General features: G+C 58.6%; 19 protein-coding genes. 8 read left to right on the plus strand and 11 right to left on the minus strand.

Annotation, left to right across the window (positions count from 1 at the left end; all coding sequences use genetic code 11):
* Positions 1 to 4: 4 nt before the first annotated feature.
* From JS46_RS12125 to mntR, 7 genes are all read right to left on the minus strand, one after another.
* The gene (locus JS46_RS12125; protein ID WP_033751426.1) at positions 5 to 406 is read right to left on the minus strand and encodes an H-NS family nucleoid-associated regulatory protein; all 402 of its coding nucleotides are present in this window, start codon (positions 404 to 406) and stop codon (positions 5 to 7) included.
* 427 nt (positions 407 to 833) lie between these two features.
* Positions 834 to 2,318, minus strand: coding sequence for a sugar porter family MFS transporter (locus tag JS46_RS12130; RefSeq protein ID WP_033751429.1), 1,485 nt, complete (start codon positions 2,316 to 2,318; stop codon positions 834 to 836).
* Positions 2,319 to 2,596: 278 nt separating this feature from the next.
* Entirely contained in the window at positions 2,597 to 4,126 is a 1,530-nt protein-coding gene (locus JS46_RS12135; protein WP_033751432.1) for an efflux transporter outer membrane subunit, read from the minus strand.
* Between the two features lies 1 nt (position 4,127).
* A complete protein-coding gene (locus JS46_RS12140; protein ID WP_033751435.1) occupies positions 4,128 to 5,696 on the minus strand; it encodes a DHA2 family efflux MFS transporter permease subunit in 1,569 nt (522 codons plus the stop codon).
* A complete protein-coding gene (locus tag JS46_RS12145; RefSeq protein ID WP_033751438.1) occupies positions 5,693 to 6,832 on the minus strand; it encodes an HlyD family secretion protein in 1,140 nt (379 codons plus the stop codon). The genes JS46_RS12140 and JS46_RS12145 overlap by 4 nt, the downstream gene beginning before the upstream one ends.
* A 146-nt stretch (positions 6,833 to 6,978) precedes the next feature.
* Positions 6,979 to 8,088 (minus strand): SLC13 family permease, encoded by a 1,110-nt coding sequence (locus tag JS46_RS12150; protein WP_033751440.1) that lies wholly within the window; start codon positions 8,086 to 8,088, stop codon positions 6,979 to 6,981.
* A gap of 17 nt (positions 8,089 to 8,105) precedes the next feature.
* A complete protein-coding gene (gene mntR / locus JS46_RS12155) occupies positions 8,106 to 8,567 on the minus strand; it encodes a manganese-binding transcriptional regulator MntR (RefSeq protein WP_033751442.1) in 462 nt (153 codons plus the stop codon).
* A 266-nt stretch (positions 8,568 to 8,833) separates the two neighbouring features.
* Here mntR and JS46_RS12160 point away from each other — a divergent pair, with 266 nt between their 5' ends.
* Positions 8,834 to 9,028: a hypothetical protein gene (locus JS46_RS12160; protein ID WP_033751444.1), complete on the plus strand. Its 195-nt coding sequence runs from the start codon at positions 8,834 to 8,836 to the stop codon at positions 9,026 to 9,028.
* Positions 9,029 to 9,220: 192 nt separating this feature from the next.
* Here the strand turns inward: JS46_RS12160 and ompX are convergent, their stop codons facing one another.
* Positions 9,221 to 9,733, minus strand: a complete 513-nt coding sequence (ompX, locus tag JS46_RS12165) for an outer membrane protein OmpX (RefSeq protein ID WP_033751446.1) — start codon at positions 9,731 to 9,733, stop codon at positions 9,221 to 9,223.
* Between the two features lie 375 nt (positions 9,734 to 10,108).
* Here ompX and rhtA point away from each other — a divergent pair, with 375 nt between their 5' ends.
* From rhtA to ybiO, 6 genes are all read left to right on the plus strand, one after another.
* Complete coding sequence (gene rhtA / locus JS46_RS12170) at positions 10,109 to 11,020, plus strand: threonine/homoserine exporter RhtA (RefSeq protein ID WP_033751447.1); 912 nt, start codon at positions 10,109 to 10,111, stop codon at positions 11,018 to 11,020.
* A 328-nt stretch (positions 11,021 to 11,348) separates the two neighbouring features.
* Complete coding sequence (dps, locus tag JS46_RS12175) at positions 11,349 to 11,852, plus strand: DNA starvation/stationary phase protection protein Dps (RefSeq protein ID WP_033751449.1); 504 nt, start codon at positions 11,349 to 11,351, stop codon at positions 11,850 to 11,852.
* Positions 11,853 to 12,174: 322 nt separating this feature from the next.
* Positions 12,175 to 12,921, plus strand: coding sequence for a glutamine ABC transporter substrate-binding protein GlnH (gene glnH / locus JS46_RS12180; protein WP_033751452.1), 747 nt, complete (start codon positions 12,175 to 12,177; stop codon positions 12,919 to 12,921).
* A gap of 74 nt (positions 12,922 to 12,995) precedes the next feature.
* The gene (glnP, locus tag JS46_RS12185; protein WP_033751454.1) at positions 12,996 to 13,655 is read left to right on the plus strand and encodes a glutamine ABC transporter permease GlnP; all 660 of its coding nucleotides are present in this window, start codon (positions 12,996 to 12,998) and stop codon (positions 13,653 to 13,655) included.
* Positions 13,652 to 14,374 (plus strand): glutamine ABC transporter ATP-binding protein GlnQ, encoded by a 723-nt coding sequence (gene glnQ, locus JS46_RS12190; protein ID WP_033751456.1) that lies wholly within the window; start codon positions 13,652 to 13,654, stop codon positions 14,372 to 14,374. The genes glnP and glnQ overlap by 4 nt, the downstream gene beginning before the upstream one ends.
* Before the next feature lie 165 nt (positions 14,375 to 14,539).
* On the plus strand, positions 14,540 to 16,810 hold the full coding sequence (gene ybiO, locus JS46_RS12195; protein ID WP_033751458.1) for a mechanosensitive channel protein: 2,271 nt from the start codon (positions 14,540 to 14,542) through the stop codon (positions 16,808 to 16,810).
* Positions 16,811 to 16,812: 2 nt separating this feature from the next.
* Here the strand turns inward: ybiO and rlmF are convergent, their stop codons facing one another.
* Positions 16,813 to 17,733: a 23S rRNA (adenine(1618)-N(6))-methyltransferase RlmF gene (rlmF, locus tag JS46_RS12200; RefSeq protein ID WP_033751460.1), complete on the minus strand. Its 921-nt coding sequence runs from the start codon at positions 17,731 to 17,733 to the stop codon at positions 16,813 to 16,815.
* 141 nt (positions 17,734 to 17,874) lie between these two features.
* On the opposite strand from rlmF, the gene JS46_RS12205 reads away from it, so the two are divergent.
* Positions 17,875 to 18,507, plus strand: coding sequence for a flavin reductase family protein (locus JS46_RS12205; protein ID WP_033751462.1), 633 nt, complete (start codon positions 17,875 to 17,877; stop codon positions 18,505 to 18,507).
* A gap of 17 nt (positions 18,508 to 18,524) precedes the next feature.
* Here the strand turns inward: JS46_RS12205 and hutG are convergent, their stop codons facing one another.
* Both hutG and hutI read right to left on the minus strand, forming a co-directional pair.
* Positions 18,525 to 19,316 (minus strand): N-formylglutamate deformylase, encoded by a 792-nt coding sequence (gene hutG / locus JS46_RS12210; RefSeq protein WP_033751465.1) that lies wholly within the window; start codon positions 19,314 to 19,316, stop codon positions 18,525 to 18,527.
* Positions 19,313 to 20,530 (minus strand): imidazolonepropionase, encoded by a 1,218-nt coding sequence (gene hutI, locus JS46_RS12215; protein ID WP_033751467.1) that lies wholly within the window; start codon positions 20,528 to 20,530, stop codon positions 19,313 to 19,315. Before hutI ends, hutG begins: the two co-directional genes overlap by 4 nt.
* Positions 20,531 to 20,546: the final 16 nt, after the last annotated feature.

A 20,546-nucleotide genomic window follows, 5' to 3' on the forward strand; every position in this document is an offset into this window, starting at 1 on the left:
AAATTTAGCCGATCAGGAAATCGTCAAGGCTTTTGCCGGAATCGAGCGCCTTTTTAATTGCCGCTGGAGTACGGCCCTGGCCGGTCCAGGATTTTACTTCGCCGTTTTCGTCGGTATAAGAATACTTGGCGGGACGCGGCGCGCGCTTGGCGCGTTTTTTACCGGTTTCCAGCGCGCCCAGTAATTCGTTCGGGTCGATACCGTCAGCCAACAGCATTTCGCGATATTTAGAGAGCTTTTCTTCTTTTTCGCGGTTTTGCGCTTCTTCAGCTTCCACTTCTTCACGACGTTCTGTGACGACGACGGTTAATTTTTCCAGAATTTCTTCCAGGTCGCTCAATGGCAGTTCGCGTGCCTGAGCACGTAATGTGCGAATGTTGTTCAGAACTTTAAATGCGTCACTCATTATACTGTCCTTGACTAAGGGGTTTAATAAAACTGTAGCGACAAGATTACCCAATTCAAATAAAAAAATAAATTAATTTTCTACTCCAGAAAATTCCGAAGCGCGCAGGTAAAATTTCGTAGCAGAAACTTAAGGGAATTCTCACGGTGTTATTAACGGTGAATTAACAGTGCACGTCTGGATAAAAGCGCGCGGCTGAAATCGTTTTCATTGAAGGTTGAAGGGTTTAATAGCTCGCAGCCTGAGGATAAAAGGCGATATAAAGTGCTTTTCAGATGATATTTTACAAATAGTGCCTGCTCGGTTCATGTAAGACGCCTGCGGGGAGTTTAAGCGTAAGCGAGCATGAAAAGGTTAATCTTCGGCACGAATGGATAAAAAAAAGCCGGCGCGGGCGCCGGCTCAGACTCAAATTGATAACCTTTTATTATGATGTTTTATTTGCCGGCCGTCTCAGGGGTTCGCGCACAATCTCATCATCGCGCGAGAGGGTTTCATGCAGATAGTGTTCAATCTGCTCCAGACTACGATTACGCGTTTCCGGTACGCACTTAATGACAAATATCGCGCCCGCAATACCCACCAGCGCAAAGATAAAGAAAGCACCTGCCAGACCGACGCTTGCCAGCAGCACCGGAAACATTAGCGAAATAAGGAAATTGGCGATCCACATAGCGAATACCGCGCCGCCCATAAAAATACCGCGCAGACGCGTTGGGAATATTTCCGACAGCAGCAGCCAGGTGACCGGCGATAACGCGCCCTGCTGAAAACTTAAAAACAGCAGCATGCCGAACAGCACCATATAGCTGCGCCACATATCAGGTTGCCCATTAACGGTTTCCGGCATCAACAGCGTCACTGCGCCGATAAAAACCAGGCAGGCGGTGCAGCCGAACTGTCCAGTCATGGTCAGCGTTCGCCGCCCCATTTTTCCCAGCAGCCAGATGCCGACAAAGGTCATTAACACTGAGATAGCACCGTTGGCGATCGTGGCGAACAGCGCCGCGCTGTCATCCATGCCGACCGCTTTCAGCATGGTCGGTGCGTAATACATAATGGTATTGACGCCCGTTAGCTGCTGAATGACCGCAATACCCATACCGATCAAAAAGAGCTTGAACAGCCAGGGTTTGCGCAGCTCGCTCAGCCGCGGGCGCTGCTGCTGCTCTTCCGTCAGCGTCTCTTCTATTTCCGTCAGTTCCCATTCAACGTCCTGGCGAGCGCGGGTCCGCTCCAGCACCCGGCGCGCATCGGCCAGGCGCCCTTTCATCGCGTACCAGCGCGGCGTGTCTGGCATAAACATCATGCCGAAGAAAAGCAGTACCGCCGGCAGCGTCGCTACCGCCAGCATCCAGCGCCAGGTCGTTTCACCGCCCCAGGCGGCGTTGAAACCGGCGTTGGAGATATAGGCCAGCATCTGGCCGGAGACGATCATCAGCTCCTGGAGCGTCACCAGCTGGCCGCGTCGGTTCGCCGGCGCGATTTCCGCGATATAGACCGGTACGGTGGCCGCCGCGCCGCCGACGGCGACGCCCAGCACCAGACGGAAGAAAATCATCCAGGCCACATCTGGCGCCATCGAGGTGCCCAGGGCGCCCATGGCGAAGATCACGGCCAAAACCAGAATAATTTTTTTCCGTCCGGCCGCTGCCGCGAAATGACCGGAGAGCAGCGCGCCAAAGGCCGCGCCAAACAGCAGGCTGCTGGTCACCAGACCGGTGGTAAACGGCGTCAGATGGAGTTCCGGGCCCATAAACAGCAGCGCACCCGAGATCACGCCGGTGTCGTAGCCAAACAGCAGCCCGCCAAGCGTAGCGACCACGGCGATGACTTTAACAAAAGGTTCGGTGCGGGCGTTGCTGTTCGGCCCTGAGGCTTTATTCAGCGTAAGGTAGGATTCTCTGGACATGTCTTCTCCCGATGGTGTGCAGATGTCCAGTGAAAATAGATTATTTTTATCGCAAATATAAAATATGAAATATTAGTTTTGCGTGGTGAATCATAGGCTCCGCTTATTTTTGCCTGATAGATCACATTTATGCGCCGTAAGCCTTTACCTGGCACCGTTAATTGCGCCGTGCGTAAAACGCATCAAGGCGATAAAAAGAAATTTTTATTTCATTAATAGCGGCGTGGCTGTGGAGAGCGGCTGCGACAGATGCCGCAGCCGTAAGCAGAGAGAAAGCGTTAGCTGGCGGCCGGGCCGAAAACGTCGAACTGCGGCAGCGTAACATTCTGGTAAGTTTCCCAGCCGCCGCCCAGCGCTTTATAGAGCGCCACTAAATCGAGCGCGCTCTGCATGCGCGCCTGGGTCGCCTGTTCCTGCGCCTGCGCCAGCTGACGCTGCGCGTCCAGCACGTCGATAAAAGTTGAGATGCCCTGACGATAGCTGTCGCTGGCCAAATCGAAGGCGCGCTGCAGCGACCCGGTGGTTTCATCCAGCGCCGTGACCCGCGCCTGATCGGCGCGATAGCTCACCAGCGCGTTTTCTACATCCTGCAGCGCGGTAAGCACCGTCTGACGATAGTCGAGCGCCGCACTCGCCTGCTGGGCGCGCGCCAGCTTCACGCTGGAGACCAGACGACCGCCCTGAAAAATGGGAATCGACAGCGAGGGGCCGACGGAATAGAAGTGGCTGCTCCAGTTGTCGAGATAGCTGACGTCGGTATTGCGCACCCCGAGCTGCCCGGTAAGCGACAGGCTGGGAAAGAGCTGCGCCACCGACACGCCGATATTCGCCGTCTGCGCGTGCAGCGTCGCCTCCGCCTGACGAATATCGGGTCGGCGGCGCGCCAGCGTGGCGGGAATGCCGACCGGCACGATCTGCGGCAAGGCGGGCATCGCTTTGGGCGCAAAGAGCTCGTTATCCAGCGCGCCGGGCGTTTTGCCCAGCAGCACCGCCAGCCCGTTCATCGCCTGGCGCGCCTGAGACTGATACTGCGGCAGCTGCGCCTGCAGTGAACTAAGCTGCGCGCGCGCATTCTCTACATCGGTAAGCGGCGCCAGTCCGTTGCGCTGCTGGCTTTGCGTCAGCTCCCAGCTCTGCTGCGCCACCGCAATCTGCTGCTCCAGCGTGGCGACCGTCGCCTGCGCGCCGCGCAGCTGCAGATAAGCGCGCGCCACCTCCGCCTCCAGCGAGACCAGCGCGTCGTTGCGCTGTTCAATAGCCGCCTGAGTTTGCGCATCGGCCAGTTCGACCTGACGGCGCACTTTACCCCAGAGATCCAGCTCCCAGCTGGCGTCAAAGCTGCCCTGATAGAGCGTCACCGGCTGTTCCAGGCTGCTGAGCTGGCTGGCGGTCTCGCTGTCTAGCTGGTCGGTGGCGCCGTTCGCTTTCAGCAGGCCTTCCAGCCCCAGCTGCTGACGCGTGACTTTCGCGCTGCCGTTCAGGCTGGGAAAGAGACCGCCGCGCGCCTGCGCCAGCTCCTGCCGCGCGCCCGCGATGCGCAGCACCGCCTGCTGCAGCGTCAGGTTGCCCTCGACGGCGCGGTCGATAAGGCTGTTGAGCTGCGGATCGTTAAAGGTTTGCCACCAGCGCGTATTAACGGCGCCGGGCGCGGTTTTCGACGCCTGCTGCGCGTCCATCAGGTGGTAACCGCCGGGCAGCTGCGGCTTCGGCGCCTCATAATCGGGACCGACGGCGCAGCCCGCCAGCCAGAGCGCCAGCGTCAACAGGCTGAGCGGTCTCGCCAGCGAGCGTGTAGAGATAACCTTCATGTCAGTGTGCTCCTGCGCTGCCTTCGCTCTTAATCGGCGACAGCAGCCAACAAAATGGAATCAAGATCAGGGCAACGATACTCAGGCCCGTAAAGACGTCGATGTACGCCAGAATGCGCGACTGCGCCACCATCTCCTGATAGAGCTGACCGGCCGCCAGCGTGGCGGGATCGCCCACCGCCGAGGTAAAGTCGCGGATCGCCTGCGCCCAGTGCTGCACGGTGATGTTGAACTGTTCGTTCAGCGGCGTCATGTTGTGCACCATATGCGCCGAGCGCACCTGCTCGCGCTCGGTGATCGCCGCGGTCGAAAGCGAAATGCCGATAGAGCCCGCCACGTTGCGGAACATGGTAAACAGCGCCGAAGCGTCGGCGTTGAGGCGCTGCGGAATAGTAATGAACGCGATGGTGGTCAGCGGCACAAACAGAAAACCCAGCCCGATAGACTGCGCGCTGCGCATCAGCACCAGCGTTTTAAAATCGACATCCGGTGTCAGGGTCGAGGAGTACATAAACGCCAGCGCCAGGCAGGTAAAGCCGAAGGCGATGATGTAACGCGTCTGCACGCGCGGCATCAGGGCGAGCACCAGCGGGATGGTGAGCACAATTAAGACTGCGCCCGGCGACAGCACCAGTCCCGACCAGGTCGCGGTGTAGCCGAGATCCTGCTGCGCCAGCTGCGGCAGCACCACGGAGCTGCCGTAGAGGATCATTGCCATGCCCGCCATCAACAGCCCGGAGACCCAGAAATTGCGGTCTTTCATCACCAGAATATCCACCACCGGCTTACGCGCATACATCAGCCAGTAGACTGCGCCGACGATACCGACCAGCGCCAGAGTGGCGAACAGCACGATAAAGTGCGAGGCGAACCAGTCTTCATCTTCGCCGCGATCGAGAAAGACCTGCAAACAGCCGAGTCCCAGCGTAATCAGCCCGATGCCGATATAGTCGATCTTCAGCCGCCCTTTCGCCCACTTGCGCTCCCAGGGTGGATCTTCCAGCAGCTGGTAGATCGCCAGCACCGTCAGGATGCCGACCGGGATATTGATAAAGAAGACCCAGCGCCAGCTGTAGTTATCGGTGATCCAGCCGCCCAGCGTCGGTCCGATAACGGGCGCGACAATAATGGCAATAGAAGAGAGGCCGAACGCCTTACCGCGATCTTCCGGCTTAAAGTAGTCGAGCAGCACCGATTGCTGCACCGGCTGCAGGCCGCCGCCAAAAAAGCCCTGCAGCACGCGGAACAGGATGATTTGCCATAGCTCGGTGGCGATACCGCACAGGAACGAGCAGACGGTGAACATCACGATGCAGATCAGGAAGAACTGCTTACGGCCGAAGAGTCGGCTGAAAAAGGCGGAGATCGGCAGCACGATGCCGTTCGCCACCAGATAAGAGGTCAGCACCCAGGTAGATTCGTCATAGCTGGAGGAGAGCGAACCGGCAATATGAGGCAGCGCCACGTTAACGATAGTGGTGTCCAGGATCTCCATAAACACCGCCAGCGTGACGGTCACCGCCACCAGCCAGGGATTGCTGGAAGGTTGCCAGCTCTGCGCCTGACTCATTCCACGGTGACCTTAGGTTCTACCGACAGGCCGAGCGGCAGCGGATGGTTCGGATCCAGCCCTTTGTCGATCACGATTTTCACCGGGACGCGCTGGACGATCTTCACGTAGTTGCCGGTAGCGTTCTCTGCCGGGAAGGTCGAGAAGCGCGACCCCGAGCCCATCTGAATGCTGTCGACGTGCCCTTCCAGCTCCATATCGGGCCAGGCGTCGACGCTAATCGCGACTTTATCGCCTGGATTCATACGCGCCAGCTGCGACTCTTTAAAGTTGGCGGTGATCCAGATATCGGGCGACACCAGCGAAAACAGCGAACTGCCCGCCTGCACCAGGGTGCCGAGCTGCACGTTGCGTTTGGTGACGAAGCCGTCGTACGGCGCGCGCACCTGGGTATAGGAGAGATTCAGCTCAGCGGTATTCAACTGCGCCTGCGCCTGCGCGACCTGCTGTTGTCGCGCTTCTACGTTGGTTTCCTGCTGGCGAATTTGCAGCGCCACCTGCGAGGCGACTTCCACCTGCGCTTTGGCGCTCTGCAGCTGCGCCTGGGCCGAACGCAGCTGCGCGGCGGCGGTATCGATATTGCGCTGGCTGGTGGCGCGCGGATCGACGCCGCGCTGACGACGATAGTCCGCCTCGGCGTTCAGCAGGTTAGCCTGGGCTTTCGCCTGATCGGCCAGCGCCTGGTCGCGCTGCGCCGGATACTGTACCTTCGACAGCGCCAGCTGCGCCTGCGCCTGATGGAGCTGCGCCTGCGCCAGACCCAGCTGCGCTTTGGCCTGGTCACGCTGCGCCAGGGTATCGCGCGGATCGATCTCCACCAGCAGATCGCCTTTCCTTACGCGCTGGTTGTCTTTAACCAGCAGCTTTACCACGTAGCCGGAGGCTTTGGGCGCGATGGTGACCGCGTCGCCTTCGGTAAAGGCATCGTCGGTGGTCTCTTCATTGCGCGTGCTGAACCAGAACCAGAAGCCGACGATCAGCATGATCACCACCACCACGGCGAGAATGATCAGCGGTTTTTTGCCGGGTCTTTTACGTTCAGGCTCATCGTTATTCTGGTCAGACTGCTCACTGGATGGATCCTGCTTTTTCTTCGCATCATCCTGATGAGATTCGCCTTTTTCATTCTCGCTCATAGTCAGTTCCGCATAGCTAACGCCCTAATTCCAGGGCATAAAAGGTCAGATAAACAGTAGATGGTAAACTGACATTTTCCAGCGTTTCTTGACCTTTCCCGACAAAAGAGGCACAACCTGCAACATTTTTTTAAGCGCAGCGGAAGTTAGTGCAGCAGGCGTAGCAGCAGCCAGCCGCTCAGCATCGACCAGGCGAGCATCGGTATAGAGAAGAGATGGAACTGCCACCAGACGGCGCGATCTTTCGCCATGCGTAGCGCGATCAGGTTGGCGAGCGAGCCGGGCAGCAGGCCGAAGCCGCCGATATTCACCGCCCAGGCGAGTACGTCGGAAGGCGGGATCTTCTGCAGCAGCAGAATGGTGGCGGGCACGTTGCTGATAACCTGCGACAGGCCGATAGCCAGCAGGTAAATTGCGCCTTCGCTGAAGTGCGACACGGCGTCGAAGTGACGCTGCACCATCGGCAGATGGGTGAGCAGATAGACGTCGATAAACATGGCGATAAAGACCGCCAGCAGACTCCAGTCGATGGCGAGCAGCACCTTCCGCGCCATGACCAGATAGCAGCCCATAATCAGCAGCAGCGCCCAGCCGGTCATCTGCCACTCCAGCGCGGCGACGAACAGCAGATAGAGCAGCACGCTGACGGCGAACAGCGGTTTCTGCCAGTCGCGCGTCTCGTCGCTGCCCTGCTTTTGAATATCGCGCGGCTTAAAACTGAACCACGTCAGCGCCAGCAGCGTCACCAGCAGCCAGACCGCCAGCGGCGTCATTTGCCCGATGAACCCGGCCACGCTGAGCTTACCGTGACTCCACAGCAGGATATTTTGCGGATTGCCTACCGGCGTCAGCAGCGATCCGGCATTGACCGCCAGCGCTTCAAAGATGATCAGTCGCGAAAGAGGCAGGCGCGAATATTTACGCAGCGTCAGGGTCAGCGGCACCAGAATAAACAGCGCCACGTCGTTGGTCAGAAAGGTAGAGAGCAGCGCGGCGGCCAGCACCATAAACAGCGCCAGCGCGCGTTCATGGCGGAAGCGGCCAATCAGGCGCGCGCCCAGCACGTCGAAGTAGCCGCTGGTCTCCAGCCCTTTGGTTAACAGCAGCAGCCCCGTCAGCGTGACGATGGTGTGCCAGTCGACGGCGCCAGGCAGATCCGCCCAGCGGAAATTCGCCAGCAGCAGCAACACCGCGCCGAGCGCTAACAGCAAATGCAGAATACGATCATGCAAAAAAGGGCGCAGCACGGTGAGCATGGTAGCGAGTCCGGTGATTAGTGGCGGCTTTCGCAAAACTTCTGGAAGACAGCGAGCGTTTCATCGCTGACGTGATGCTCGATGCCTTCGGAATCGCGACGCGCGGTTTCCGGGCTGATGCCCAGCGCAAGCAGAAAGGTTTCGACGATATGATGGCGGGCGCGACTCTCCGCCGCCAGCTTCTCGCCCTCGCCGGTCAGAAAGACGCCGCGATAGGGAACCTGTTCCACCAGCCCGGCGCTGCTGAGGCGTTTCAACATTTTGGCGACGGTAGGCTGCGAAACGCCCAAACGCGCTGCCATATCGACCTGACGCGCTTCGCCGAATTCACCGATTAAATCTGAGATCAACTCAACGTAGTCATCGATCAGTTCGCGACGATGCGCTTCGCGAACCTGTCGAAATCCTTCGACATGCTCTTCAACATCTTTCAGGGGTCCAGGCGACGCGGACGCCCCACTTTTGGCACGACGACTCATTCAGCTTCCTCTTTATTATTCTCCGCACCCGCGCAGCGAGACGGATTTGCTGCGCTCATTGTAAACCAGGCACAAAGAAGCTCAAATTTTTCGTAAATAGCATTGGCTACAGGGTATAGCCAGTGCTATATTTGTCGATATTGTAGGCAAACGCGCAGACAATCAGGAGACGATCGTGCAGGATCCTTATCTGTTATTACTGCTTTTTCTCCTGTTTATCGCCGGTCTTTGCCTGCTATTACGACGTTACTGATTGGGAGGTCGATATGAGCACCCTGAAATGCTGTCTTGACTGCGGCAAATGCTTCCAGACTGAAAAACCGGCTTCATCCGCAACGCTGAAATCCTGGCTTTGCCTGCTGAGCCGCTCCCCGTTTTCGCTCCGTCTGATGCTGGTTGAAAAACTGCTGGGCGAAAAACGCAGCAGTCGCAACTGCCCAAATCTTATCTGGCGCGGCTGACGCGCAACCTTTCTGATGCAGCCTCTGCTTTTCGCCTGGGCTGCTTTGCTGTTCGCCCTTCTCACTCCTTTTAGCGCCATTTCCCTTCTTTAGCGAAGCGATTGCGCCGATCCGATAATAAGACGCGCTAAAAAAGGATAAAAAAAACGGCCGCAAAGGGCCGTTTTTTTCTGCAACTGGTCTAAGCAAAACTTAGAAGCTGTAACCTACGCCAGCAATCCAGGTGCCTACGTCGACGTTACGGATACGGCTCTGCTCGTAACCCACGTCAATAGCGAACTGCTGGTACGGGTTGAACTGCAGACCGGCACCGTAGGAGAAGCCCACGTCGCTGGAATCAGAGTTAGAACGGAAAGTGGTTTCGTTCTGCTGGAATTTACCGTAGCCGATACCTACAACGCCGTAGATGCTCGCCCAGTCGTTCAGACGGTAAGCAGGACCTGCGGTGAAACCGTAGTACTGGCCTTTGTTGTACACGCCAGAATCAGTGCGATCTTTTTCGGTGTAGGTGAAAGAACCGATCCAACCCAGCGGGTTAGAGCCGTCTTCGTAACGGTATTTCAGGTTGAAACCGTTCGCTTTGTTAGCCACGCCCTGATAGTCGGACTGAGCGTAACCGCCGGTGACTGTGCTCTGCGCCATTGCGGAACCCGCAGAAACTGCCAGAACACAAGCCAGTGCTGAAAGACATGCAATTTTTTTCATAACCACCTCAAATGTGATAATACTTCTCTCCTGACAACGCTGAAAATATAACAAAACTTAGCAAGAAACTCTGCCCGCAAATTATTGTCTAACAGAATGTTTGGTGTAACAGAAAGTTAATGAAGCATCCTATGCTATTCATTTTACTTATGATTTTCGTCATTAAACTGCAATGAATTTCTCGCAATAAAAATTGTCCTTTAAGTTAAATCCTAAAAAAACCTGACATTTCTTTACGCTACTGGCCCTGAAATTGCCTGATTTTTGCTCAGTCGTCTGCGGATTTTCCTGATTGTCTCCTCTGCTTTTACTGCTGCTTCGATTAAACTGGGCCTCATAAAGCCTTTCCGCCGATCATCAGGACGCGTTTACAGGATGTCACTTTCTCTCTCGGGTAAAACCTCTGCTCCGGCCGTCTCGGTCGCCGTACTGCTGATAGCGATGCTGTCGCTCCAGGGCGGCGCCTCGCTGGCTAAATCGCTTTTCCCTACGGTAGGCGCCACCGGCATTACCGCGCTGCGTCTCGGCCTCGGTACGTTGATGCTGTGCGCGATTTTCAAACCCTGGCGGCTGCGCTTTACCCGCGAACAGCGTCTGCCGCTGCTGCTGTACGGGCTGGCGCTGGGCTGTATGAACTTTCTGTTTTACCTGTCATTGCGCACCGTGCCGCTCGGCGTCGCGGTGGCGCTGGAGTTTACCGGGCCGCTGACGCTGGCGCTGCTGGGCACGCGCCGCCTGCTCGATTTCATCTGGGTGGTGCTGGCAGTAGCCGGACTCTGGTTTCTGCTGCCGTTCGGCGACAGCATGAAAACCATCGATCCGCTGGGCGCGGCGCTGGCGGTGGGCGCGGGCGCCTGCTGGGCGCTCTATATTCTGGCGGGGCCGCGCGCCGGCGCGCAGCACGGCCCGGCAACCGTGGCGATGGGCTCCTTAATCGCTTCCGCGATCTTCGTGCCGCTGGGGCTGACGTTCGCCGAGCCCGGCATCTGGCACTGGAGCGTTATTCCCGTCGCGCTGCTGGTCGCCCTGCTCTCCAGCGCCATCCCCTACGCACTGGAAATGGTGGCGCTGACGCGCCTTCCAGCACGTATTTTCGGCACGCTGATGAGCCTGGAACCGGCGGTAGCGGCGCTGTCGGGCATTTTGTTCCTGGGTGAAACGCTGTCGCTGACGCAGAGCCTGGGTTTGCTGGCGATCATTCTGGCGTCGGCCGGTGCGACGCTGACGCTCAAGCCCAGAAATAAGGCGCTTAAAGAAGTCGAAATATCCACGCCGCCGCCGCAATAAATTATTCCGCCTGCGTCTAACGCAGGCGAATAATATTCAGCTGCAGCAGGCGGCTTTATTTTAACCAATGGTAAACATTATTATTATCATTCTGAAACATACTGTATGATCTCAACCCAGGTAAAATTCTAAATATTTAATATTTAAGTATTTTTCCTTAAATCAGCTACAACCGGCTTATCTGCTGGCCGTTATTGCCGTTCACTCTTTATCTGTAAATGCTATCTATTTCAGCCATTGATAAGCTCAATCCTGCAAACGCCTAAAGCGCTGCTATACTTATTCCCGTGCTTGATTAGGACAACCCATCAAAGAGAGGATTCATACGATGAGTACCGCAAAACTGGTTAAAACGAACGCTTCCGATCTGCTTTACACCCGTAACGATGTGGCTGACGACGAGAAAAAAGCCACCATCGAGGTGCTCAACCGTCTGGTAGTGGAATTTATCGATCTGTCGCTGATCACCAAGCAGGCGCACTGGAATATGCGCGGCTCCAACTTTATCGGCGTGCATGAAATGCTGGACGGTTTCCGTACCACCATTACCGATCATCAGGACACCATTGCTGAACGCGTTGTACAGTTAGGCGGCGTGGCGCTGGGCACCACTCAGGTCGTTAACGACAGAACGCCTCTGCAGAGCTATCCGCTGAACATTCACAGCGTACAGGACCATCTGAAAGCGCTGGCCGATCGCTACGCCATTGTGGCGAACGATACCCGTAAAGCGATCTCTGAAGTGAAAGACGAAGACACTGCAGATATCTTCACTGCGGCATCGCGCGATCTGGATAAATTCCTGTGGTTTATCGAGTCCAACATCGAATAAGTGTGAATGCACTCATCAGGCGGGGAAACCCGCCTTTTTTATGCCCGCTTAACAGCAAAATTACTATTTTTTGACCTCCATAACATTTCTGAACGCCTCTCCTTCCCTCGCCCAATGCCGCATGCAAAGGTGCATTGCACCAGAATAATCCTATGCACCATTTTGGTGATCGTTTATGGTGCAAAAGTTTTTACCTGTGCAAAATCGTGTCAGCTTTCAGGTTTAACCCATTGATTGTGGTTAAAATGAAAAGTTGGCATAATTTTTTCATATGGTAAGCCGTAAACACCGCCTTCAGGCCGGGTAGTAATAAGGAAAAATGATGAAGTCACTGTTTAAAGTCTCTGTGGCCGCGCTGGCGCTGGCCTTCTCACTCTCTTCCACCGCAGCAGAAAAAAAACTGATCGTTGCCACCGATACCGCGTTCGTTCCTTTTGAATTCAAACAGGGCGATAAGTATGTCGGCTTCGACGTCGACCTGTGGGACGCCATCGCTAAAGAGCTGAAGCTGGACTATACCCTGAAGCCGATGGACTTCAGCGGCATTATCCCTGCTCTGCAGACGCGCAATATCGACCTGGCGCTGGCGGGCATCACCATTACCGACGAGCGTAAAAAAGCGATCGAGTTTTCTGACGGCTACTACAAAAGCGGTCTGCTGGTGATGGTTCGCAACAATGAAAACGACATCAAAGGCATCGACGACCTGAATGGCAAAGTGGTTGCAGTGAAGAGCGGCACCGGTTCGGTCGATTACGCTAAAGCGCATATCAAAACCAAAGATCTGCGTCAGTTCCCGAATATCGACAACGCCTATATGGAGCTGGGCACCAACCGCGCCGACGCGGTGCTGCACGACACGCCAAACATCCTTTACTTTATCAACACCGCAGGCAAAGGCCGCTTTAAAGCGGTCGGCGACTCTATCGAAGCGCAGCAGTACGGCGTCGCGTTCCCGAAAGGCAGCGACGAGCTGCGTGAGAAAGTAAACGGCGCGCTGAAGACCCTGAAAGAGAACGGCACTTACAACCAGATCTACAAAAAATGGTTTGGCAGCGAACCTAAATAATAATTTTTTGTTTCTATTTTGAGCAGGGACGCGTGCCCTGCTTTTTTCCATCGCAACACAACTGGAGTCACACCATGGAGTTTGACTGGAGCGTCATCTGGCCCGCGATGCCGGCGCTGATCGAAGGCGCGAAAATGACCCTGCTGATCTCGGTGCTCGGCCTGGTCGGCGGGCTGATTATCGGCCTGGTCGCCGGCTTCGCCCGCGCCTACGGCGGCTGGATCGCTAACAACCTCGCGCTGGTCTTTATTGAGATCATCCGCGGCACCCCTATCGTGGTGCAGGTGATGTTTATCTACTTCGCGCTGCCGATGGCCTTCCCCGATCTGCGCATCGATCCCTTCACCGCTGCGGTGGTGACCATCATGATCAACTCTGGCGCCTATATCGCCGAGATCACGCGCGGCGCGGTGCTGTCGATCAATAAAGGCTTCCGCGAAGCGGGCCTGGCGCTGGGGCTGTCGCGTCGTGAAACCCTGCGCTACGTGATTATGCCGCTGGCGCTGCGCCGCATGCTGCCGCCGCTCGGCAACCAGTGGATCGTCAGCATCAAAGATACCTCGCTGTTTATCGTTATCGGCATGGCGGAACTGACGCGTCAGGGCCAGGAGATCATCGCCGGCAACTTCCGCGCGCTGGAGATCTGGAGCGCTGTGGCGATTATCTACCTTGTGATTACGCTGGTGTTGAGCTTTGTGCTGCGCCGCATCGAGAAAAGGATGAAAATCCTGTGATTGAATTTAAAAACGTTTCAAAGAGCTTTGGCACCACCCAGGTGCTGCACGATATCAACCTGAAGATTAATCAGGGCGAGGTGGTAGTGATTATCGGGCCGTCCGGCTCCGGCAAATCGACGCTGCTGCGCTGCATCAACAAGCTGGAAGAGATCACCAGCGGCGATCTGATCGTCGACGGCCTGAAGGTCAACGATCCCAAAGTAGACGAGCGTCTGATCCGTCAGGAAGCGGGCATGGTGTTCCAGCAGTTTCATCTGTTCCCGCAGATGAGCGCGCTGGATAACGTAGCCTTTGGCCCGATTCGCGTGCGCGGCGCGAAGAAAGAGGATGCGCATACGCTGGCGCGCCAGCTGCTGGCGAAGGTCGGCCTGGCCGAGCGCGCGCACCACTTTCCATCCGAGCTTTCCGGCGGCCAGCAGCAGCGCGTCGCCATCGCCCGCGCGCTGGCGGTAAAGCCGAAGCTGATGCTGTTCGACGAGCCGACCTCCGCGCTAGATCCCGAACTGCGCCACGAGGTGCTGAAGGTGATGCAGGATCTGGCGGAAGAAGGCATGACCATGGTGATCGTCACCCATGAAGTCGGCTTCGCGCAGAAAGTCGCGTCGCGCCTGATCTTTATCGATAAAGGCACCATCGCGGAAGATGGCGATCCCGATGCGCTGATTACCCAGCCGCCGAGCGATCGCCTGCGCGAGTTCCTGCAGCACGTTTCCTGAGTTTCCGGGCCGACATCTGTCGGCCCGTCGCTTTTTATCTCTACAACAGGGCGGCATGGCCCGCCCCTTTCCTGAACCGTACGATTAATGCCTTTCTGACCATTCACGCCCGGCGCCTGACTATACTTCTCCACCTGTGAGCCAGAGGTTGCTAAGGAGAAAGCCATGTCGTCAGCCCACAACTATTGTCGCCTGGTGCGGCAAGGGATCGCGCTGTTGCTGCTTTGCTGTTTTATGCTGCCCGCCGCACAGGCGGTCACGCTGCCGCAGGCGGCGGTGGCGGCGCAGCAGTCGTCCGGCAGCGCCAGCAGCGCGCAAAACGAGCCAACGCTCGACGAGAAAAAAGCCGCTTACGCCGCGCTGGCGAATATTCTGGAAGACGATCGGTCGCGCGCAGAGCTGATTAACCAGCTGCGCGGCGCCTCCAGCGCAGCGGCGAAAGACAACGCGCCTGCGCTGACGCCGCCGACCGAAGAAGAAGATAAAACCGTGCTGCAGGGCGTGACGGACGTCACCCGCGAGTTCGGCGGCAACGTAGCGCAAAAGTTCGCCCGCCTGCATGACAATATCGTCGACGCGCCGCACAAGGCGTTCAACCCGGAGACCTTCTTCAACGCGCTGCGCCACTTCGTGGTGCTGGCGGCGGCGCTGTTCGCCTTTTACTGGCTGCTGCGCCGCGCGATGTCGCCGCTCTATCGCCGTATGGGCCGCTGGGGACGCGCAAAGAACCACGAGCAGCATAACTGGCTGCAGTTGCCGGCGGCGATTATCGGCGCCTTCGCGATCGACCTGCTGATGCTGGCGCTGACGCTGTTTGTCGGTCAAATCCTCAGCGACAACTATCACGGCGACAGCCGCACTATCGCCTATCAGCAAGGGTTGTTCCTCAACGCCTTCGCGCTGATTGAGTTTTTTAAAGCGGTGCTGCGCCTGATTTTTTGTCCCGGCTTCGCCGACCTGCGCTTCTTTCATCTCAGCGACGGACGCGCCCGCTACTGGAGTACGCGCTTAAGCTGGCTCTCCGGGCTGATCGGCTACGGGCTGCTGGTGATCGTGCCGATTGTCTCCAATCAGGTTAACGTGCAGGTCGCGGCCGTGGTCAACGTATTGATTATGGGGATCATGACCGGCTGGGCGCTGTTTCTTATCTTTACCAACCGCCGCGCGATTCATTTCGCGCTGCAGGCGTTGTCGGATCGCAGTATGGCCTTTTTCGCCTTTTTTATCCGCGCCTTCGCGCTGGTGTGGCACTGGCTGGCGAGCGCCTACTTTATCGCGCTGTTCCTGCTCTCTATTTTCAATCCCGGCGACAGCCTGAAATTTATGATGGCGGCCACGGTGCGCACGCTGGCGATTATCGGCATTGCCGCCTTCGTCTCCGGCATCCTGACGCGCTGGATAGGCAAAACCATTACGCTGTCGGCCGACCTGCGCCGCAACTATCCGGCGCTGCAAAAGCGCGTCAACGACTGGGTGAAGGCGCTGCTGAAGCTGGCGCGCGTCGTCACGGTGTTCGCCACGCTGCTGCTGCTGCTTAACGCCTGGAACCTGTTCGATCTCTGGCACTGGCTCACGGTGGGTGCCGGAGAGAAGATGGTGGATGTGCTGATCCGCATCGTGATGATCCTGCTGTTCTCGGCGATAGGCTGGACGGTGCTGGCGAGCCTGATTGAGAGCCGACTCGCCTCCGACTCGCACGGCCGCCCGATGCCGAGCGCCCGCACCCGCACGCTGCTGACGCTGTTCCGCAACGCGCTGGCGGTGGTGATCAGCACCATTACCATCATGATTCTGCTGTCAGAAATCGGCGTCAATATTGCGCCGCTGCTGGCGGGCGCGGGCGCCCTCGGCCTGGCGGTCTCATTCGGTTCGCAAACCCTGGTGAAGGATATTATCACCGGCATCTTTATCCAGTTCGAGAACGGCATGAATACCGGCGATCTGGTGACTATTGGCGCCATCACCGGCACGGTAGAGCGGATGTCGATTCGCTCGGTCGGCGTGCGTCAGGATACCGGCGCCTATCACATCATTCCCTGGTCTTCGATCACCACCTTCGCCAACTTCGTGCGCGGCATCGGCTCTTTTGTGGCGAATTATGACGTCGAGCGCGGCGAGGATAGCGAGCGGGTGAATCGCGTGCTACAGGAGGCGGTGGATGAGCTGCTGAAGAATACGGATATTCGCGGCATGGTGATTGGCGAACCGAACTTCGCCGGTCTGGTGGGCTTAACTAACCAGGCCTTTACCGTGCGCGTCTCCTTTACCACCCAGCCGCTAAAGCAGTGGACGGTGCGCTTCGCGCTGGACAGCATGGTGAAGAAACATTTCGACGCGGCCGGGATTAAAGCGCCGCGCCAGACGGTCGAGGTGATGCAGACTGGCAGCAGCGTGGCGAGCGCGGCCGCCCTGCCCGCGCTGCCGGCACCGGAGTAAGGCTATTTCGCCAGCCGCTGCGCACGCGTCGCGGCTGGCATAAAGCTCCAGGCGAGGAAACGACTCTGCTTCTGCCCCTGCGCCATATTCACCACCCGCACCTCCGCCGCGTCGAGCGCCTGCAGCTGTTTTTCCAGCGCGGGCAGGTTCTCGCGGCGCGACACCAGCGAAGTGAACCAGACGCACTGGCTCGCCAGCGCCGCGCTCTCGGCAATCATCTTGCCGACGAACGCTTTTTCGCCGCCTTCGCACCACAGCTCGTTATGCTGACCGCCGAAGTTGAGCGGCGTGGCGCTCTCCAGCTTCAGATTACGCGTTTTACGCTGCGAGGCGCCCGCCGCTTCCGCCGCCGAGGCGTGGAACGGCGGGTTGCAGATCACCGCGTGAAAAAATTCATTTTTATTCACTACGCCCGCCAGCACTGCCTGCGGATCTTTCTGCCGACGCAGGCGAATCGCGCGCTGTAATCCGGGATTGGCCGCCACGATACGGCTGGCCGCCTTCAGCGCCGCCTCGTCGATATCGGTGCCGGTAAAGCGCCAGCCATACTCCGCCTGGCCGATTAGCGGGTAGATGCAGTTTGCGCCGCAGCCGATATCCAGAATATCCGCCTGCGGGATCGTGCCGCGATTGTCCAGCGCCAGCAGATCGGCCAGATAGTGCAGGTAATCAGCGCGGCCCGGCACCGGCGGACAGAGCGCGCCGGGCGCCAGCTGCCACTCGATGCCGTAAAAAAGCTTCAGCAGCGCATGGTTGAGCAGCATTACCGCCTCCGCGTCGGCAAAATCGATCGACTGCGCGCCGTAGCCGTTGGGCCGTACTTTGGCCGCCAGCGGCGGATGCGCGGCGGTCAAGGCGGCAAAGTCATATTCGCCCTGATGGCGGTTGCGGGCGTGGAATAAATTACTGGCTGGCTTGTTCATGGCGTCTCCCGTTTTGCAGGCGCGTACAATACGCCGCAGCGCCGGGAAAAGAAAGCCGCACAATCCGCTTACACATTTCTTCCCGATGCAGCCGATGCTGTAGCGCTAAGATATTGTTAACACTTCGCTACGGGATAAAAGATGACGCATAAACGCTACTCCTACCAGCCGCGCGCTGGCCACGGCCTGCCGCACGACCCGCTGAATGCCATTATCGGGCCGCGCCCCATCGGCTGGATCAGTTCGATTTCCGCGGCGGGCCAGCGCAACCTGGCGCCCTACAGCTTCTTCAACTGCTTTAACTACCATCCGCCGATCATCGGCTTCGCCAGCAGCGGCTGGAAAGACAGCGTGCGCAATATCAGCGAAAGCAAAGAGTTCGTCTGGAACCTGGCGACGCGCTCGCTGGCGGAAGCGATGAACGAGAGTTCGGCCTCGGTGCCGCCGGAGCAGGATGAGTTCGCGCTGGCGGGCGTCACGCCGCTGGCCGCCTCGCAGGTGAAGGCGAGCCTGGTGGCGGAAAGCCCGGTGAATTTCGAATGCCGCCTGACGCAGCTGATCCAGCTGCAGGATGCGCAGGGCAACCCGCTCGACAGCTGGCTGGTGCTGGGCGAAGCGATCGCCATTCATATCGACGAGTCGCTGCTGGATGAGGGGATTTACCAGACGGCGCGCGCCCAGCCTATTCTGCGCGCCGGCGGGCCGAGCGCCTATTACGGCATCAGCGAAAACGAGCGCTTCGACCTGATGCGGCCGGACGCGCGCCGCGGCTAAGCGCGGCACGCCGCCCGCTACCGGCTTTTGCCGCGCGCGATAAAACTTTGCATAAGCGGCTTCAGCACCTTCTGCAGCGCTGAAGCCCGCTCCTGCCGCCAGGCGAACGGCGGCGTCTCCTCCATATAGTTCCGCTGTGCCAGCTCCAGCTGCACCGCCTCGACCTGCTCCTCCGGCTGACCATAGGCGCGCGTAATGTAGCCGCCCTTAAAGCGTCCGTTCACCACCCAACTGTAGTCGCTCTGCGCCGCGCAGACCGCTTCCAGCCCCTGCGTGACTTCAGAACGGCAGCTTTTGCCATCGTTGGTGCCGATATTGAGATCCGGCAGACGTCCCTCAAAGAGTCGCGGGATGACGCTGGCGATGGAGTGAGCGTCAAACAGCAGCGCGTAGCCATGTTCCGCCTTCAGACGCGCCAGCTCCTGCTGGATCTGCTGATGATAAGGCTGCCAGATATCGCGGAGATAGCCTTCGCGCTGCGCCACACAGGGCGTCTGGCCCGGCGCGAAGGTCGGCGAGCCGTCGAACAGGGTTTCCGGAAAGAGTCCGGTAGTGGCCGTAGCGTAGAGCGGCTGATTGTCCGGCGGACGATTCAGGTCGATAACAAAACGCGAATAGCGGCCGATCAGCACGCTGGCACCCAGATCGCGCACAAAATCGAACAGCAGCGGAATATGCCAGTCGGTATCGGGCAGGCCGCGCGCCGCCTCGCTCAGCCCCGCTTCCACCTCCGGCGTAAGCTGCGTGCCGGCGTGAGGAATGCTGACCAGCAGCGGCAGGCTGCCTGGCGTAAAGTCAAAAGGTGTCATTGCGCTTCTCCGCGATAGATAACGGTACAGGGCAGCTCGCCGCCCAGCCAGTAAACCAGTTCCGCCGGACGCGCCAGCGGCCAGTGGACGAAATTCGCCACTTTGCCCGCTTCCAGCGAGCCGTGCGTCTGCTGCAGCCCCAGCGCTTTCGCGCCCCAGAGCGTGACGCCTGCCAGCGCCTCTTCCGGCGTCATGCCGAACAGCGTGCAGCCCATATTGAGCATCAGGCGCAGCGACAGCGCAGGCGAAGTGCCGGGATTGGCGTCGCTGGCCAGCGCCATGGGCACGCCGTGCTGGCGAAACAGCGCCACCGGCGGCCGTTGGGTTTCGCGCAGCAGATAGAAGGCGCCGGGCAGCAGCACCGCCACCGTGCCCCGCTCGCCCATCGCCCGCGCGTCCTCTTCGGTAGCATATTCCAGGTGGTCGGCGGAGAGCGCGCCGTAGCCCGCCGCCAGCCGCGCGCCGCCCAGCGAAGAGAGCTGCTCGGCATGCAGTTTCACCGGCAGGCCAAGCTCCACGGCCTTATCGAACACACGCGCTACCTGCGCCGGAGAAAAGGCCAGATGCTCGCAGAAAGCGTCGACCGCGTCCGCCAGCCCGTTGGCTTTCACCTGCGGCAGAATGCGCTGGCAAATCAGATCGACCCAGCCGTCGGGATCCTGTTTAAACTCCGGCGGAAAGGCGTGCGCCGCCAGGCAGGTCGCCAGCACGTCAACGGGCGCGCTTTCGCCTAACTGGCGGATAGCGCTCAGCATCCGCAGCTCGCTCGCCTCATCCAGCCCGTAGCCCGATTTAATCTCTACCGTGGTGACCCCTTCCGCCAGCAATCGGTCGAGCCGCCAGCGCGCCGACGCTACCAGTGACGCCTCGCTGGCTTCGCGCGTGGCGCGCACCGTCGAGAGAATGCCGCCGCCCTGCGCGGCGATCTCGGCGTAGCTGACGCCGTTGAGGCGCTGCTCAAACTCCGCGCTGCGGTCGCCGCCGAACACCAGGTGGGTATGACAGTCAATCAGTCCTGGCGTCAGGATGCCGCCGTCGAAGCGGTGCTGCTGACGCGGCGTAAAATCGGGCATCTCTGCGCGCGGCCCTACCCACACCAGCCGGTCGCCTGTGACCGCCAGCGCGCCATCCTCGATGATGTGATATTTGCCTTCGCGCATAGTGACCAGATCGGCCCCCAGCCACAGGCTGTCGATCGCTTTGCTTTCCGCCATTGCGCTTTCTCCCGTT

The sequence above is a fragment of the Pantoea sp. NGS-ED-1003 genome, from assembly GCF_000738765.1.
Taxonomy (GTDB): domain Bacteria; phylum Pseudomonadota; class Gammaproteobacteria; order Enterobacterales; family Enterobacteriaceae; genus Pantoea; species Pantoea septica.

What these genes read in the sequence shown, in the direction of transcription:
- JS46_RS12145 (WP_033751438.1), bottom strand. Translation starts at nt 6,832, where the DNA reads ATGAGCGAGAATGAAAAAGGCGAATCTCATCAGGATGATGCGAAGAAA.
- rhtA (WP_033751447.1), top strand. Translation starts at nt 10,109, where the DNA reads ATGTCACTTTCTCTCTCGGGTAAAACCTCTGCTCCGGCCGTCTCGGTC.
- mntR (WP_033751442.1), bottom strand. Translation starts at nt 8,567, where the DNA reads ATGAGTCGTCGTGCCAAAAGTGGGGCGTCCGCGTCGCCTGGACCCCTG.
- JS46_RS12140 (WP_033751435.1), bottom strand. Translation starts at nt 5,696, where the DNA reads ATGAGTCAGGCGCAGAGCTGGCAACCTTCCAGCAATCCCTGGCTGGTG.
- JS46_RS12135 (WP_033751432.1), bottom strand. Translation starts at nt 4,126, where the DNA reads ATGAAGGTTATCTCTACACGCTCGCTGGCGAGACCGCTCAGCCTGTTG.
- ompX (WP_033751446.1), bottom strand. Translation starts at nt 9,733, where the DNA reads ATGAAAAAAATTGCATGTCTTTCAGCACTGGCTTGTGTTCTGGCAGTT.
- JS46_RS12150 (WP_033751440.1), bottom strand. Translation starts at nt 8,088, where the DNA reads ATGCTCACCGTGCTGCGCCCTTTTTTGCATGATCGTATTCTGCATTTG.
- ybiO (WP_033751458.1), top strand. Translation starts at nt 14,540, where the DNA reads ATGTCGTCAGCCCACAACTATTGTCGCCTGGTGCGGCAAGGGATCGCG.
- glnP (WP_033751454.1), top strand. Translation starts at nt 12,996, where the DNA reads ATGGAGTTTGACTGGAGCGTCATCTGGCCCGCGATGCCGGCGCTGATC.
- glnH (WP_033751452.1), top strand. Translation starts at nt 12,175, where the DNA reads ATGAAGTCACTGTTTAAAGTCTCTGTGGCCGCGCTGGCGCTGGCCTTC.
- hutG (WP_033751465.1), bottom strand. Translation starts at nt 19,316, where the DNA reads ATGACACCTTTTGACTTTACGCCAGGCAGCCTGCCGCTGCTGGTCAGC.
- JS46_RS12160 (WP_033751444.1), top strand. Translation starts at nt 8,834, where the DNA reads ATGAGCACCCTGAAATGCTGTCTTGACTGCGGCAAATGCTTCCAGACT.
- dps (WP_033751449.1), top strand. Translation starts at nt 11,349, where the DNA reads ATGAGTACCGCAAAACTGGTTAAAACGAACGCTTCCGATCTGCTTTAC.
- hutI (WP_033751467.1), bottom strand. Translation starts at nt 20,530, where the DNA reads ATGGCGGAAAGCAAAGCGATCGACAGCCTGTGGCTGGGGGCCGATCTG.
- JS46_RS12205 (WP_033751462.1), top strand. Translation starts at nt 17,875, where the DNA reads ATGACGCATAAACGCTACTCCTACCAGCCGCGCGCTGGCCACGGCCTG.
- JS46_RS12125 (WP_033751426.1), bottom strand. Translation starts at nt 406, where the DNA reads ATGAGTGACGCATTTAAAGTTCTGAACAACATTCGCACATTACGTGCT.
- JS46_RS12130 (WP_033751429.1), bottom strand. Translation starts at nt 2,318, where the DNA reads ATGTCCAGAGAATCCTACCTTACGCTGAATAAAGCCTCAGGGCCGAAC.
- rlmF (WP_033751460.1), bottom strand. Translation starts at nt 17,733, where the DNA reads ATGAACAAGCCAGCCAGTAATTTATTCCACGCCCGCAACCGCCATCAG.